The organism is Candidatus Nitrohelix vancouverensis (assembly GCA_015698305.1).
GTDB lineage: Bacteria > Nitrospinota > Nitrospinia > Nitrospinales > VA-1 > Nitrohelix > Nitrohelix vancouverensis.
Genome location: CP048620.1, coordinates 1,690,380 through 1,706,954, shown reverse-complemented (window position 1 = coordinate 1,706,954; position 16,575 = coordinate 1,690,380). Strand labels below are relative to the sequence as shown.

General features: G+C 48.7%; 9 protein-coding genes. All 9 read left to right on the top strand.

Annotated elements, in window-relative coordinates; genetic code table 11:
* Nucleotides 1-101: 101 nt before the first annotated feature.
* The 9 genes from G3M78_07925 (at nucleotide 102) to G3M78_07885 (ending at nucleotide 16,574) form a co-directional block, all read left to right on the top strand.
* Complete coding sequence (locus G3M78_07925) at nucleotides 102-2,633, top strand: Gfo/Idh/MocA family oxidoreductase (protein QPJ66804.1); 2,532 nt, start codon at nucleotides 102-104, stop codon at nucleotides 2,631-2,633.
* Nucleotides 2,634-2,727: 94 nt separating this feature from the next.
* Nucleotides 2,728-6,231 (top strand): methyltransferase domain-containing protein, encoded by a 3,504-nt coding sequence (locus G3M78_07920; GenBank protein QPJ65320.1) that lies wholly within the window; start codon nucleotides 2,728-2,730, stop codon nucleotides 6,229-6,231.
* Entirely contained in the window at nucleotides 6,228-8,333 is a 2,106-nt protein-coding gene (locus G3M78_07915; protein QPJ65319.1) for a hypothetical protein, read from the top strand. The genes G3M78_07920 and G3M78_07915 overlap by 4 nt, the downstream gene beginning before the upstream one ends.
* Entirely contained in the window at nucleotides 8,330-9,163 is an 834-nt protein-coding gene (locus G3M78_07910) for an ABC transporter permease (protein ID QPJ65318.1), read from the top strand. The genes G3M78_07915 and G3M78_07910 overlap by 4 nt, the downstream gene beginning before the upstream one ends.
* On the top strand, nucleotides 9,156-11,027 hold the full coding sequence (locus tag G3M78_07905; GenBank protein QPJ65317.1) for an ABC transporter ATP-binding protein: 1,872 nt from the start codon (nucleotides 9,156-9,158) through the stop codon (nucleotides 11,025-11,027). Before G3M78_07910 ends, G3M78_07905 begins: the two co-directional genes overlap by 8 nt.
* A 1-nt stretch (nucleotide 11,028) precedes the next feature.
* On the top strand, nucleotides 11,029-13,026 hold the full coding sequence (locus tag G3M78_07900; protein ID QPJ65316.1) for a hypothetical protein: 1,998 nt from the start codon (nucleotides 11,029-11,031) through the stop codon (nucleotides 13,024-13,026).
* 86 nt (nucleotides 13,027-13,112) lie between these two features.
* Nucleotides 13,113-14,465: a hypothetical protein gene (locus tag G3M78_07895; GenBank protein QPJ65315.1), complete on the top strand. Its 1,353-nt coding sequence runs from the start codon at nucleotides 13,113-13,115 to the stop codon at nucleotides 14,463-14,465.
* A 12-nt stretch (nucleotides 14,466-14,477) separates the two neighbouring features.
* A complete protein-coding gene (locus G3M78_07890) occupies nucleotides 14,478-15,281 on the top strand; it encodes a sulfate adenylyltransferase subunit 2 (protein ID QPJ65314.1) in 804 nt (267 codons plus the stop codon).
* 51 nt (nucleotides 15,282-15,332) lie between these two features.
* On the top strand, nucleotides 15,333-16,574 hold the full coding sequence (locus G3M78_07885) for a hypothetical protein (GenBank protein QPJ65313.1): 1,242 nt from the start codon (nucleotides 15,333-15,335) through the stop codon (nucleotides 16,572-16,574).
* Nucleotide 16,575: the final 1 nt, after the last annotated feature.

Below are 16,575 nucleotides of genomic sequence, written 5' to 3'. Positions count from 1 at the left end.
CCATGCGGCAGATTCTCTGTAACGACAACGGAGCGTTCCTGACACGAGCGCCAAAACCCAATATAGAACCCGGCTGTGTGTTGATCCAAGTCAAACACTCAATGGTCAGCGTGGGAACCGAAATCGCTCCGCTTCGCAAAGACCCCGGCGACGCCGAAGAATCGACTTCCATCGAACGCGCCAAGTCAACACTATCTCTCGGCGGCAGATACCTCAAAAAAGCCATTCTGGATCCAGAGAAAGCGGCGCGGCGCGTCAAGGCGATCGCTCAAAAGCAATTCGCCAAACTCATGCCGCAACGCCCTGCGCCCAAAAAAGAAGACATCAAGGCAAGCGCGATTGAATGGTCGCGTTGCGACGCAAAAACTTTTGAAACTAAAAACGGGACGCTAGACCTGCTCACAGACGCCTCGGAATGGGCCTATCAGGCGTCTTCACAAGCCATCAGCATTACGGAAGGATACATTCCCATCGTTCAAGTCGAAGGGACGGTCTCCGAAGGCGCGATCTCTATCGGGCTGTTGAATGAGAGAAAAGACGCCTGGCTTGGCAATCGAAGCTACGAGAATGAAACTTTTTCCGACCAGATCATCTTCGACCCCAAAGATTCCAAGCAAGTCACCTTGATCCTGTCCAACGGCGGCTCCAAAAAAGAAATCTCCGTCGCATTGAGCAAAGCAGAAATCGTTCTGACGCCCAAACCGCAAGACGGTCTGCCGCTGAGCGAGATGGAAGATTTTGGCTGGAACGTCGGGTATTCAGCCTCGGGAGAAGTCATCGCTCTGGGACAAGGCGTGACGGATCTCAAGATAGGACAACGCGTCGCTTGCGGCGGCGCAGGAAAAGCCAATCACGCCGATTATGTGTGCGTGCCGCGCAATCTGGTCGCCCCCGTCCCGCGAGACTGCTCTCTCAAGGAAGCCGCCTCCACAACCATCGGAACCATCGCCCTGCAAGGCGTGCGACGCGCGGAACCTCAATTGGGAGAAAAAGTCTGTTTGATAGGACTCGGACTTTTAGGACAAATCACCCAGCAACTGCTTCAGGCGAACGGCTGTCAGGTGATCGGCCTCGACCTTGACCCCAGCCGGGTCGAACGCGCCAGGAAACACGGTTTGCAAGCTGGCGCCAGCGATCCGCTCGCTTTCGAAGTGTTGGTGAGGGACTTGACTCAGGGTTTCGGCGCCGACCGAACCATCATCACCGCCGCAACCAAATCCAGTAGCGTCGTCAACCTCGCCATGAACGTCACCCGCAGAAAAGGCAAAGTGGTGGTCGTGGGAGACGTCGGACTCGATATCGAACGCCCTATTTTCTATAAAAAAGAAATCGATCTATTGATGAGCACGTCATACGGCCCCGGTCGATACGACGCCAGCTACGAACTGGAAGGTCACGACTATCCCTACGCTTACGTGCGCTGGACGCTCAATCGAAACATGGAAGCGTATATGGACGCCATCGCATCGAAAAAACTTGATATCGCTTCCCTGATTGATCTGGAAATCGGAATCGACGAAGCCCCGGAAGCTTACAAAGCCCTGGCCTCAGACGGGGAAGCGCTGCCTCTCGGCGTCCTCTTGTCCTACCCGGACGATCTTCGCGATCTCCCCGAGGCGCCTGAGGCGAAAAGCATTACCTTGCGCGGTCACCGAATCTGCCCCGACGGCCCTGCCCGCTACGCGCTTGTCGGAGCCGGAGCCTTTGGAACCTGCATGCTCGTACCGCAAATGAAAAAAAGAAAAGACCTGTTCTTCCTGCGCGGAGTCGTCAGCCGCAACGCGACGCAAGGAGGCAATTTTGTGCGCACTCATCAGGTCGAAGTGTTTTCCTCCGACATGAGCGAACTGCTGAAAGATCCGGATTTTGATTTGATGGTGATCTCGACACGGCATCAGGAGCATGCCTCGCAAACCGTCGATTGCCTGAAAGCGGGCAAGCATGTCTTTGTCGAAAAACCTCTGGCCCTCAACTGGGCGGAGTTGGACCAGATTTCGCAAACTTACAATGAACTCGAATCGCCGCCTCTTCTCATGGTTGGTTTCAATCGAAGATTTTCACCCGCCATGCAAAACCTGCACAAGACCCTGGCGAATCGGCGCACTCCCCTTGTCGTCAATTACCGACTGAACGGAGGCTACATCCCTCTCGACCACTGGGTGCAAGGGCCGCAGGGCGGCGGTCGCAATATTGGCGAAGCCTGCCATATGTACGACGTCTTTCGATTCCTTGCCGGTTCTGCGGTTCAATCCATCAACGCCAGTTCCATCGACCCCGGCGCTCTGCCTTATTTGAAAAGTGACAATTTCTGCGCCACTATGACCTATGAAGACGGTAGCGTTGGCAATCTGACCTATATTGCGCTGGGACCCAAAAAAGGTTTGCCCAAAGAACGTATTGAAGTTTTTTGCGACGGGGAGGCTTACATCATTGACGACTTTAAATCTTTGACTCGAGCCAGCGACGGAGTAATCCTCTGGCAAAGCGATGAAGCGGACAAAGGGCATTATGAAGAGTTGACCCGCCTGGGAATCGCCATCCAACAAGGCTCGCCCGCGCCTATCGCCTTTGAAGAAATCATTGAAACGACTGCCGTGTCCCTGCACATTGAAGATATGCTGATTCGATCCTGAAAACCTTGATGACAGATCCCACAATTTTCTCAATCCAATCGCTTTTAATTTCTACCAGGCGACTCGCGTCGAGCGTTCAAGAGTGACACAGCATATGGAATCCGGCCTCCCAAACACGCCATCCGAATCATCGCCCCGTTACCTGATTTTTTCTCCAGACATGACGTCTGTCGCTTCAATTTCCAAAAATGAATTAGGCCCGGTTGATGGATACCAGCAATGGAACCCGCCCGCTTTCACTTTAGGTGAAACTCCGGGCATATTTGGCGAACTCGCGCGCGACGCAAACATCGGCGGCGTTATATTTTTTCTAAGCGCTCCAGCAATTCCATTGCGACGTCTCCATATTGCGCGCAAGCTTTTGAAGCTCCATAAGGACGTGTTTTTTTTCTGGGAAACTCAACAAACGATCTTTAAGCTGGAGGCATCGCATCTGAAGCAACAAGCAGTCCAGTGGGGAAAAGCGCGAATCTATCGTAAATTTCCCAGACTGTTTTCCGGCTGGCGTCCAAAGGTCCAAAGAATCATCAATGCGACTCAAGAGCCAACTTATCTTTATTGCATCCCCGATTGTTCGGCCGCCGGTGAGTTCAAGAACGCTCAATTGGATTCCCTGTCGGCAGTTCACACGCTGGATTTACCTGTAAATCAATGGCGAGGCACCCCGGGAATCGATTTGGAATTTGAAACCCGCAAGGATATCAGCGGACTTGTCATTTGCCTGAACACCGCCTGGCCCGACAGTATGCATATTGACCTTGCACAGATCGCGCTATCGCACGAGGCGCCTGTCTGGTTTTACTGGAAAGAGGTAAAGTTACTCCAACGCATCACCCCTAAGACATTAAGACGCTACAGAAAAGACCTGTTCCTCGGCAGATTCATTAAGAGCAAAACCCTCTCCAGACGCGCACTCTTTACGGATGTCATAACAAATCAGTTTTTATACGCCTCTCCTTTTCTCACACAGACCTGCATTCTCGAAGATGAACGACTGACCCTGCTGGAAGAACGTCAACAACTGCGCATCAACTTGCCGGAATTTTCGTCTTCGCCAGGAATTCTACGGGAATTGGAAACCAAATTTTACTTTGCAGGAGTGGTTCTCCAGCAAAATCGCGGCTGGCCAGGGCGTTCGCATTTAAAACTTGCGGGTCAGCTCCTGTTGAGAGGCTACAAAGTCTGGTTCCACTGGTCGCAAGAACGCGCCCTGGAAGAGATAGACTGGGAGCGGCTAAAAAGTTACAGCAGACTTTGGTTTTTTTGCCAGGCGGACCGAATCATTCGCGGCATTCGTTACTGGATGAGGCGACCGTCAGATCTTGCCGACATCATGGCCACGCGCCTCATCGAACAAGCGTCTGAACGCGAGATTCAGGGCATCGTGGAACGAGGCAAACTGGAAACGCAAAACATCATATCCAACGCGAACCCGGCGTCATTCAATCTACCCCAGGGATTTGTTAGCCCGGACCAGCCTGTCGCAGGAACCGGCGTTTATCTGCGTATGGATTTCTGGTGCCCTATCAATACAGGAGGCAGTTATGGGCATACCTGCTATGTCGCCAAAGAACTCGCCAAAGTAACTGAAAATTTTGTCTGCTTCATGGCTTCGCGTTTTACCCTGCTCGATGAAATGGGGTTGCGACAAATCATTCTGGACCCGCCAAGTCAGGTTGGCACGGAAGCCAACATTGTCAAAGGGACGGACCATTATTACAAAGCGCTCAAACCTGTTCTTGAAATTCTAAAACCGCCCTATATTTATGAACGCATCGTGCTTGGTAATTATGCCGCCGCCAAGTTGAGTCGTGAACTAGATATTCCCTACATAATAGAGTACAACGGCTCTGAAATTTCAATGAAGCGAAGCTTCGAAGATGGCGACAGTTATGAATTTGAAGACCTTTACCTGAACGCAGAGTTGGCGGCGTTCAAACAAGCCTCTCTCATCGTGGTGATTTCTGAGGCTGTTAAGGAAGACGTGGTCGGACGAGGCGTCGATCCTGCAAAAGTGCTGGTCAATCCCAATGGCGCCGATCCTGATGCCTATGGCCCTCTGACATCTGAAAAGAAAACCGAGCTACGCAAGGAATTTGGCTGGACAGACGAACACACGGTCGTCGGCTTCACAGGAACATTTGGAGGATGGCACGGGGTGGATGTTCTGGCCGAATCAATCCAATCCATTTGCGAGTCCGCGCCCCATGTCCGCTGGATGCTCATCGGCGACGGCAATCTAAAATATCTGGTCGATAACGCCGTCGTAACGCACAAACTTCAAGATCGAGTGCACAGCGCGGGTCTCGTGCCGCAAACCGAGGGGCAACGCCTCATGAAGGCCTGCGACATTCTGGTGTCGCCGCACAGCAGTCATATGGTGGACAGCAAGTTTTTTGGATCGCCAACCAAACTCTTTGAATACATGGCTATGGGCGCGGGCATCGTCGCCAGTGATCTGGAACAGATTGGACAAATCCTGCACCCCTCCCTATCGCTCGCCGAGATCGATTCGTCCTCTTTTCAAGCTAAAGATCAACGCGCGATCCTGTGCGAGCCTGGCAATGCAAAACAATTCATCAGCTCCGTTGTGGCGCTTGCCAATAATCTGGAACTGAGACAAACGCTCGGAAACAATGCCAGACAATCGGTTCTCGATACTTTTTCATGGCAGAAAAACATTGAGCGAATCTGGCGCTTTGCCAAAGGCGAAGAAATCGACCTGTTTCCTCAGCTCAAAACCGACCCAGAACATTCCACCGCCAATAAACCGGGTCTGACTCGTATTGATACCGAGGACGATTACAAACAGGAGGTGCAAAACCAGTGGAACAACGATCCCGCAGGATCGCATTACGTTAAGCATACGGCGCAACATACTCTGGAGTGGTTTAAGGAAGTGGAAGCCTATCGTTATAATATTTATGCGCCCTGGATGCATAAAACCATGGAATTCGCAAAACACGGAGGGGAAAAGGTTTTGGAAATCGGCGGCGGTATCGGCACCGATCTTTCACAATTTGCCATCCACGGCGCTCAAACAACGGACATCGACCTTTCCGCTGGCCACCTGGCTCTCGCTCAAGAAAATTTTCAGCATCGGAAATTGGAAGGTAAATTCATTCATCACGACGCTGAGACTCTACCCTTTGCAGACAATTCATTCGATCTGGTCTATAGCAATGGCGTCATTCATCACACACCCAACACATCCCATGTTGTGCAGGAAATGTTTCGGGTTCTCAAACCCGGCGGACGAGCGATCGTCATGGTCTACGCGGAACATTCATTGCATTACTGGACGGAACTCGTCTGGAAACTAGGATTGCAAAAGAGACTTCTCGAGCAAATGTCCATAGGCGCTATCATGTCCCAACATGTCGAGATCAGCGAAAGCGATCAAAAGCCCCTTGTCAAAGTGTATACAAAACCCAGATTGAAACAAATGTTCAGCGATTTTGAAACTATTGATATCGTTCAAAGACAGCTCATTCAAGACGAACTGCCCAAAAGACTGCGCTGGATGCCGCTGAAACTGGCAGGTTCGTTGATGGGGTGGAATCTGATCGTCAAAGCCCAAAAACCTCATTCCTCATGAAACGCAATCAGTTTATCAGCAAGGTCGCTCCCTTCCTTCCTGTTTTTGTAAAACAGGCGATCAAGAAATCTCTGTCCGCTTTGCGCAATCGGCCCATGAAAAAGACCGGTCCCTCGTCTTTTTCTCTGCAACTCAACGAAGCGGGAACTGACTTCCCAAGCTGGCTTGAGACTATAAAATCACAAAAACCCTTATACACTTTTTTATCAGACGATAAAATCAACGACATTCGAAACGATTTTCCAGAAGCGGTTCAACATTGCATCGCTGATGCCGATCAAATTCTCAGACATGAATTTGATTTTCTGGGGAGCGGTCCCTTCACTCCCAAAGACCCCAAACGCAAACCGCGTCATAATGGCTATTTGCCAATCGACTGGTATCTCGACCCCAAACTGAGGCTGAGGTTTCCCGAAGGCATTCCTCACAAGGAATGGGAGTTGTATTCCATGCGCCCCGGGAATGCCGACATCAAATTTCCATGGGAGCTATCCCGTTGCCAGCACTGGGCCACTTTGGGTCAGGCATTTCTCCTCACGAAAGAGAGCAAATACGCCGATGAGATAAGGGACCAGCTCGTTGACTTTATGGAGGCCAACCCGGTAGGCATTGGCATCAACTGGACCTGCACGATGGACGTCGCTCTCAGAGCCGCCAATTGGGCTATCGGTTTGTCAATGACACAAAACGCGCTGTCCTCTGAATTCATTGAAGAGGCTTATGAAGCGCTCTTTGACCACGGTCACTTCATATTCAATAATCTGGAAAACAATTATGAAGTTACCAGCAATCATTTTTTAAGTAATATTTCAGGGCTGTTTTATCTGGCCTGCATCTTCAAGGAACTGCCCGCTGGAGCGCAATGGTTGTCGTATTGCCGCAAACACCTTGAAAAAGAAATCAGCGTCCAGATTTTAGACGACGGCGCAGACTATGAATCTTCAGTTCCCTACCACCGTCTGGTTGTGGAATTGTTTTTAGGCCCGGCGCGACTGGCAGAATTGCACTCGGAACCGTTTTCAAAAAAATACTACCAGCAGTTGGAAAACATGATGGATTTTTTCCTTGGCACACTACGTCCCGATGGATTGATGCCGCAAATCGGAGACGCCGACGATGGCCGATTGCATATTTTTTCTGGCTACGGCCAATGGCGCCCTCAAGACGGACGCCATCTACTCGCCCCCGCCAGCTCCATTTTAAATCGCCCCGACTGGATGAATTATATTTCCCCAAAAGACTTGTGGGAGGCCGCCTGGTGGGGATTGGACTATCAGAAATCTATTACCCGTTCTCAAGCCCCGCCGGACACTTTCAAATTGTTTCCAGAAGCGGGATTGGCCGTCTATCGTACTCAGAGCGTTTACCTGCTCATCAGCAATGGAATCGTCGGGACCAAGGGCTTTGGCAATCACAAACACAACGATCAACTGAGCTTTGAATATCACCGGAACGACGATGCCGTATTCGTGGACCCCGGGAGTTATGTCTATACATCCGATCCCGAAGCGCGCAACCTGTTCCGAAGTACCGGCTACCACAATACCTTGACCATCGACGGCGTGGAGCAGAATGAAACCAACCCGGAATGGCTCTTTCGTCTTATAGAAGCGGCTCAAGCGGAACATATCAGTTGGAACGAAGCCGAACATTACGCGCAATACCACGGCAAGCACGTCGGCTATTCACGTCTGGAACAGGCTGTGGTTCATGAACGCTGTTTCCGGCTATACAAAAAAGATGGTAGCCTGTTCTGGGTGGATCAACTGACCGGGAGCGGGGCGCATCGCCTGCATTGGCACTACCACACGGCGCCTGGCGTGAAAATCTCCCAGGAAAATGACGATGATTATTTGATTCACACTCCCAACCATGAGTTACTGTTTAAAAGTTCTCCCGCGCTAAGGGGAAGGATCGACGACGCGCACTATTCGCCCTCTTACGGAAAGAGAATGGATTGTCTTGCATTGAATTTCGACCTGGACGAAACTCTCGAGGGAACACATTTTTACGGTTTCGGCATTGTTCCTCAAAAAACATTCAATGACGCTGATTTTCAGAAAATAATAAGCGAACTCTGCGAGAGCCTGTCCCATCGATGAGAATCAATCCATTCAAGATCGCCAAAACGTCAACACTTGCCGCCGTTGAACTTGTCCGCATGATCCTTCAGTACAAAGAAATCCTGTGGGCCACCACGCTGGTGGAACTGAAAAAAAGGTACGCAGGGTCCATACTCGGCTTCCTGTGGGTGTTCATCTATCCCGCCCTGCTGTTATGCCTTTACCTGTTTGTTTATCTCGTAGTCTTCAGGGTTCGCTTTCCCGGCTTCAGCGAATACCATTACGTCTTGTATATATTCAGCGGCCTCATTCCTTACCTGGGTTTTATGGAGGCCCTGTCGCTGGGTACGGTTTCTGTGAAGCAGAACATTCATTTGGTGAAAAATGTCATGTTGCCGATTGAGCTGGTGCCCATTCGAACTGTTCTCATCGGCATCGCCAGTCAATTGGTCAGCCTGGTCATATTATTTTTCATGGTCGCGCTGGACGGGAAACTATCGTTTCACATCCTCTGGCTACCGATTGTATTGTTCCTTCAGATTTTGTTCATGATGGGTCTGGTTCTGGTGCTTTCCTTTCTGGCCATACCGCTCCCCGACATCAGCTATTTTGTCAATTTATTCCTTTTATTGATCCTGTTTATCTCTCCCATAGGGTTCAAACCCGACATGGTGCCGGAGCGCCTTGATTTCATTATCTATTTAAATCCGATATCATATATGGCCGAAATGTATAGGGACTGCCTCCTCTTTGGGAAATTCCCGAACCTGTACTCGGCGTCGCTCTATATTTTCTTTAGCGTGGCAACCTTTGCCGTTGGAGCGGCCATCTTCAAAAAATCCAAAGGATTTTTAATGGATCATGAGTAAAATCGTAATCAAAGCAACAGAACTCACAAAGATCTATCGCCTGTATACAAAACCCCTGTATCGTTTTCTTGATCTCCTCGGTTTTTTACAAACAAATAACGGGGCCTACACCGAACACAAAGCGCTTGAATCCGTCAACCTTGAAATCCGCCAGGGCGAGAAGGTGGCTTTCATCGGCAGGAATGGCGCGGGCAAAAGCACTCTGTTAAAACTTTTTTCACGCGTCATTGAACCCACATCAGGCTCCATTGAGATCACTGAAAAAGTACACGCCCTTCTCACCATGGGGGCCGGGTTTCATCAGGACTTCACCGGAAGGGAAAACGTCATTTCCTACCTTGCCCAACTCGGAGTCATCGGCAGGGAAGCCGAAAACCGACTCGAAGAAATCGTCGAATTTGCGGAACTTGAAGAATACATCAACCAACCCGTCAAAACCTATTCAACGGGAATGGGAATGCGACTCATGTTCGCAACCTCCACGATCATCACGCCCGACATACTTGTCATCGACGAAGTTCTCGGCGTCGGCGACGCCTATTTTGCGAAGAAAAGTCTGGAACGGATCAAATATCTCTGCGAAGGCCAGGGCACCACGCTTTTACTGGTAACCCACGATGTGTACGCCGCAAGCTCCCTATGCGACCGCTTCATATGGATTGATAACGGACGAATCATCTGCGACGACTCGCCCAAAAAAGTGATCGACGCCTATGAATATTCGATTAAAACCCAGGAAGAAGACCGGCTGAGGAGAAAGCGACTGCGAATGACAAAGCAATCCCTTTTCAACGTACAATCGAATCGCGCAAGCCAGATTCTGTCAAAAGACTCAGAAAGTTCCAAAACGAATGCGTCCGCTCTTTATATACAGATCAAGCCAGAACAGGGGGTCAATTTCGAATCCCCGGTCTCCTTCAGTTCGTTTGAGTTGTTACAAGGCGAGCGTCAATTTGCATTTGTTGATTGCGGACGCCCTCAACACCCGTCGGAGGATTCAGAAAGCGGTCTGATTTTCGACAAAGATGAATCCAATTGGGGAGAAGCCTATGAAAAAGACGGGACCGGCGCAAGAGATTTTCTACCTGTAGGAGCGATTGCCAATTCAATTTCGCTTATGATGGTGGGCGCCGCGGAACAAGAGAACCCCGCGGATTTCGCTCTGAAAATCAAATCCTTTGATTCCTATCCCGCAAAATTTATCGTGAATGTTTTTCCTCCCAACGGACAGGCCATTCCACTAGGAACTATCGATCATTCTGGAACGGAACAATGGCGGGAAACTCGCTTCCCCCTCGACGCAAGAATTTTCACCGAGTTCCAATCGTTCGAAACCGTGAAAAACAAAAATTTTCTCCATCTCGGGCAGGAAATGAAACGTGTCGGCACTCATGATATCATGATCACATCTGTCGATTTCATAGATCAATCAAACCAATCGAGTGATTTTTTCAAAACGGGCGATCCACTCAAGGTTCAATTCAGCTTCAAGGTCTTGAATCCCGACGTAAAACAGAAACCCATTTTTGTACTTACATTTTTCAAGATGCAGTCGATAAAGATAATGCGGCTGATGCATTCGGAATCGCTGATCGACGGCAAAGAAGTTTCATCAGGTGTGGTGAACTTTGACTGCCCGAAATTCTCTCTGGGAGAGGGAATATATCAGGTGACTGCCGCGATATTCAATGAAGGTTATTTTGAAAGCTCCTCCGGAAAATTCTACACCATCAACGAAGGCGTGCTGGACATCCACTCGCGGAGCTATGAAATAAATATTCAAGGACATAATAATCTGGAAAAGGACGTGATTCTTGTCCATAATTATGAGACTGAATTTTCGTCCATTTTGAGGAACCCTTAGTATGAAAGTCTTGATGCTCGGGCTTGACGCCTTAAATTACAGGCTATTGAACATATTGCATCACTCAGGGAAAATTCCTTTTTTTTCTCAGTGGATGCATAGAAATTTCAGAGCCAATCTGGCGACTGTGGTTCCGCCCATGTCCCCTGGCGCATGGAACACGACCTATTCCGGTTTACTCCCGGCCAATCATGGAATACTGGATTTTTTGACTCATAAAGAGGGGCTTTACAACCTGACTCTCGATCTGGATCATTACAAGCACGGGGCGCTATGGAAATATCTGGACGCCTTGTCCCAAAAAACTATTTTATTCAACACAGTTTTTGCAGACGCCACGCAAACGAACGATCATACCGTTGTCATCAATCCGCCCTACCACCCATTGCAAGAGTCTGATTCCCTGTTTCAGGGGGGCTTCCAACAACTGGGCATCGACACGGTATATAAAAACTCCCTGCTGGGAAAGTATCTTCAAAACCCCGTAGTCGATCACAATAAATGGGACGATGATTCAGCATACCGCAGTCAAATATTGAGCCAGACACTGGCGAGTATTCCAGCACGCTTTGATATGATTCAGCAAATCATGCAAAAGGCCGAATGGAACCTCATCGTAACAACGTTCACAGACTTTGACGTGTTTCAACATTTCACATGGCACAACGTGGACCTGTCTCACCCTGACTTTCAGGCCTACGAAGAAGCAGAGGACAGCCCTCTTCAGCAAATCGCGCTTGCCTTTGATAAAGCATTCGAGCAATTTATTTCAACGCTGGATGACGATGTCATCGTCGTCATCAATAGCGATCATGGCATGACAAGGGTGTACCAGAGCTTTGCCATCAACAAATGGCTCGAAAATAATGGTTACCTTGTAAAACAAAAGACAGAGAACAAGGACTACCACTCGGGATATGAAATCGACGATTTTCATGAAATGATCGATTGGGGAGAAACCACCGCTTACGCCTTTGGACTACACGGAGGGATTCGGCTGAACGTCAAGGGTCGAGAACCCTGGGGTAAAATTTCCACCGAAGACGCATCAAAAGTCACATCGGAAATAACCCAGAAACTTTACGCCTATGAAAAAGAAACCAGGGAAGTTCTTTTCAAACGGATTTACTCCGGAGATGAGTTGTTTTCAGGCGCCTTGAAACATCAAATGCCGGATATCGTCATTGAATACGACGAGGGAACCCTGAACAATCCCTCGTTAAAAACCCAGGAACTGCTGGCGCGCAAACGACCGATCACAGGCTACACCAGCATGCACGAAAAATGGGGCGTCTTATTTGTCGGCCATGGGCCCATTCAGCCGACCAGCATTCCTCACGCTAAAATAGAAGACATCGCGCCAACCGTCATGCGCCTGATGGGTCTTCCACTCCCCCAAGGCATCGACGGAAAACCAATTCGAGAACTCTCTGACTATTACCCTAACGAGGAGTCTCATTTCCCATTTGACTTCAAATGGAATTCACCACAAACATCCGAGGAAGCAGAGACTGCGAATCCAGACCACTCAGACGCAATCAAACAACGACTGGCGGCTCTTGGCTACATAGAGGGATTCTCTGAACTTGAATCCCCGAGCCCCCCAGAACCTGAGAACCAGGATTCCGACAAGGATCGGTACATTCAAACAATGCAGGATTCTTTGAAAAGACAAGACGCTCTAATCAATCAATTAAAAACTGATCACGAAAAAATCGTAGAATCGTTAAATTATGAAAATGCTAAACGAGACGAATCCGTAAAACTCAGGGACTCCATGTTGCAGGACCTCTATAAAGAAGTTGAAAAAAGAGACCAGGCATACGCTCAATTGAACGACGAGTTATACGGAGAGATCGCGATCAGAGACGACATGTTGCAGAAACAATACAAAGAACTCAAAACTAAAGAAGAAATGCTCAAGCAGTTTTCAAAAGAATTTGAGAGCGCGTCTCCATTTAAAATTATTGAAAAAGTGATACGCTCTTTTCAAAAGTGAATCGCTTTTGCAACGGCTTTAAGTGATCGCCCATCCAGTCACCGTTATCCCAGGCAAACTAAACTCCCATGCCCCACTCTGATTCAATGCCAAGCCACAATAAGACGCTCGCGCTGGGGCTCGATGGAGTTTCCTTCACATTGCTGGAACGTTATATCAACGACGGCCATCTTCCCGAATTCAAAAAAATCCGGCAACAAGGACACAGTTTGACTCAAATGGATGCATCCATTCCCGATGTATCTTCCACATCGTGGACGTCTTTCATGACCGGAAGCAATCCCGGAGAGCATGGCATCTTTGGCTTTGTCGACCTGCTCCCCAACAGCTACGAAATATTTTTTCCAAACTTCACAAACATAACTGCGCCAACAGTGTGGGAGATCATGGAGAATGGGTCTAGCGGCAAAACGTCACTTCTGAGCGGGAACTACAAGAATAAATTTACGAGAGACATTCGCTCCATCATTTTAAATATCCCGCAGACCTACCCCGCACAAAAACTCAACGGACTCATGACGGCGGGCTTTGTTTGCCCTGACTTAAAAACCGGAACATTCCCCCAATCGCTCTACAATTATTTGATCTCCATCGGCTATATCCCGGACGTTGATGCGACCAAAGCGGTTTCTGCTCCTGAAGAATTTTTCAGCGAACTGTTTCTCGCACTGGACAAACGACTGCTCGCCTACGAACACCTCATGGAAAATGAAAGCTGGGATCTGTTCATGGGCGGCATCACCGAAACGGATCGTTTGCATCACTTTTTCTACGACGCCGCATTCGACGCCAACCACCCGCGCCACGAAACCTTTGTTAAATTCTACAAAAAACTCGATACGATTGTTGGACGGCTATTCAACAAATTCATGGATCAGACACAGGGAAAAGGACTGTTCATCACCGTCTCCGATCACGGTTTCACCGAGTCCAAAAAGGAAGTCTATCTGAACGCCTGGCTGAAGAAACAGGGATTCCTCAAGCTGAACCCCGGTAAAAGTTTCTATGAGCAAATCGAAACGCCCAGCCAAGCCTTTGCCATGGACCCGGGCAGACTCTATATTAATGAACAGGGGAAGTTCCCTAGAGGGTCGGTAAACGCTTCGGGCAAGGACCTTCTTCTGAAAGAATTAGAAGACGGCTTGTCCCAGTTAAAAGACGACGATGGAATTCCAATCATCCGATCCGTTTATAAAAAGGAAGATCTGTACTCGGGACAATCTTCGTCAAAAGGGCCCGACCTTGTCTGCCTCGCCAACGACGGCTACGACCTGAAAGGATACATCCAGAAAGAAGCGCTCATGGGCAAAGGTCCCATGACAGGCATGCACACATCTTACGACGCGCATTGTATTCTGCCGTCCAGACTGTATCAGGACCGACTGCATATCGAAGATGTCGCCAGTCTGATTCTTGACCACATTGCATCTGAAAATTGAGAGACCGTTATAATGGATCATTTAACCGCGCTCGAAAATAAAAGTATTTTCATCATCCGCGAAGCCTATTTTAAATTTAAAGACATCGCCTTGCTCTGGTCGATGGGAAAAGATTCCACAACGCTACTGCACCTTTGTAGAAAAGCATTTTTTGGGAAAATCCCCTTCCCCGTCCTCCACATCGACACGTCTTATAAATTCCCGCAGATGTATGAGTTCAGGGACAAATACGTCAAGGACTGGAATTTGGATCTGATCGTCGAAAGAAACGAAGATCAAATTCAGAAAGGAATGAACCCTGAAAGCAATTCCAAGTTTGACTGTTGCAATCAACTTAAAACCAACGCTCTCAAACAAGGCATTGAGAAACACAATTTCAAAGCCATCCTTCTGGGGATCCGGCGCGACGAACATGGAATACGCGCCAAAGAACGATTCGTCTCGCCCAGAACTCAGGATTTTAAATGGGATTATCAGGACCAGCCTGCCGAACTCTGGGATCAGCACAAATCCACTTTATCTGAAGACACTCATTACAGAATTCACCCGATTCTTCATATGACGGAGCTGGATATCTGGGAATACATTCAACGCGAGAACATTCCCATCAACGAGCTTTATTTCAGCCGTTCTGGAAACCGGTTCCGAAGCATCGGATGCATGCCCTGTTGCCAACCTGTGCAATCGGAGGCGAGAGACATTTCAGAAATAATCACAGAACTCAAGAGCACCAACACATCAGAGAGAGCGGGAAGATCTCAGGATAAAGAAGACGCCTACACCATGCAAAAATTAAGGGCGTTGGGCTATATGTAATTGGCCGCGAGCCACCAGCGAATAACGACAGTTTTTGAAATGGACCCACGCATGTCAGAGCAAGATACCAAGCAATTCACAGAAAATCTCCCCATCATCATTGTCGGTCATGTGGACCATGGTAAAAGCACCTTGATCGGGCGACTCCTTTGCGAAACAGGCAACGTGCCTCAAGAGAAATTTCAAGAACTCCAGAGGTTGGCTGAATCGGAAGGTCGGGAATTTGAATACTCAAGCCTTCTTGATTATCTTGAAGAGGAAAGAAAAGAGGGGCGAACCATTGATATCGCCCACACCTATTTTCAAGCCAACAAAAGGAATTACATCGTCATTGATTCGCCCGGTCATCATGAATTTCTGAAGAAAATGATCACCGGCGCTTCGCAGGCAGAAGCCGCCATTCTCTTGATAGATATTCAGCAAGGCATTTGCGAACAAACCCGCAGACACTGTTACATCTTATCTTTGTTGGGCATTGAGCAAATTGCCGTTCTGGTCAACAAAATGGATCTGGTCGAATACTCACAAAGCGCATTCGGACAGATGACTACTGAAATTCTGGAAGAACTGTCCTCGTTAAACCTGAAGGCCGCAGATATCATTCCTGTCAGCGCAAAAAATGGCGACAATATCGTCCAAACTTCTCACAACATGCCCTGGTATACAGGCCCAACTGCATTATCCACACTGGGGGGATTCGGCAAGAAGGACATCGCCGACACACATCTGCGATTTCCCATCCAAGGCGCCTTCGATATCGACGGGCAAACGCATGCCGTCGGGCGCATTGAATCCGGGGTGTTAAAAAAAGGACAAACCGTTCACATCTATCCTGACAACAAGGAATGCAAAGTCCTTTCCATCAAAAAATTCCAACAGGAAAAAATTGATGAAGTCCATGCTGGAGAATGCGTTGGCGTTTTACTTGAAGGCATCGTTCCCCAAAGAGGCAACGTTGTGACGGATGTCATCCCCTGCCGGGTCGGTCGTTCCTTCAGAGCGCATGTCTTTTGCCTCGAAAACACGCCATTGGACATCAACGCCAATTTCGAATGGAAATGCACGACGCAGGAAGCAACAGCCAGAATTCAAACCATTTACAATAAATTTGACCCTGCATTTGTGAGCATCGACAAATCGAATTCAAAACAGATCCTTCCGGGAGAAGTGGCTGAAGTTGAAATCACCCTGAACACGGACTCTCTGTACGACCGTTTCAGCGAAATACCCGAACTAGGGAGATTCGTATTTGAAATTTCAGGGAACCCCGTCGCAGGCGGCGTTATTCTCTGAT

Coding starts and splice junctions, on each gene's coding strand:
- G3M78_07920 (QPJ65320.1), top strand. CDS start 2,728: ATGGAATCCGGCCTCCCAAACACGCCATCCGAATCATCGCCCCGTTAC.
- G3M78_07925 (QPJ66804.1), top strand. CDS start 102: ATGGTCAGCGTGGGAACCGAAATCGCTCCGCTTCGCAAAGACCCCGGC.
- G3M78_07895 (QPJ65315.1), top strand. CDS start 13,113: ATGCCAAGCCACAATAAGACGCTCGCGCTGGGGCTCGATGGAGTTTCC.
- G3M78_07900 (QPJ65316.1), top strand. CDS start 11,029: ATGAAAGTCTTGATGCTCGGGCTTGACGCCTTAAATTACAGGCTATTG.
- G3M78_07910 (QPJ65318.1), top strand. CDS start 8,330: ATGAGAATCAATCCATTCAAGATCGCCAAAACGTCAACACTTGCCGCC.
- G3M78_07905 (QPJ65317.1), top strand. CDS start 9,156: ATGAGTAAAATCGTAATCAAAGCAACAGAACTCACAAAGATCTATCGC.
- G3M78_07885 (QPJ65313.1), top strand. CDS start 15,333: ATGTCAGAGCAAGATACCAAGCAATTCACAGAAAATCTCCCCATCATC.
- G3M78_07890 (QPJ65314.1), top strand. CDS start 14,478: ATGGATCATTTAACCGCGCTCGAAAATAAAAGTATTTTCATCATCCGC.
- G3M78_07915 (QPJ65319.1), top strand. CDS start 6,228: ATGAAACGCAATCAGTTTATCAGCAAGGTCGCTCCCTTCCTTCCTGTT.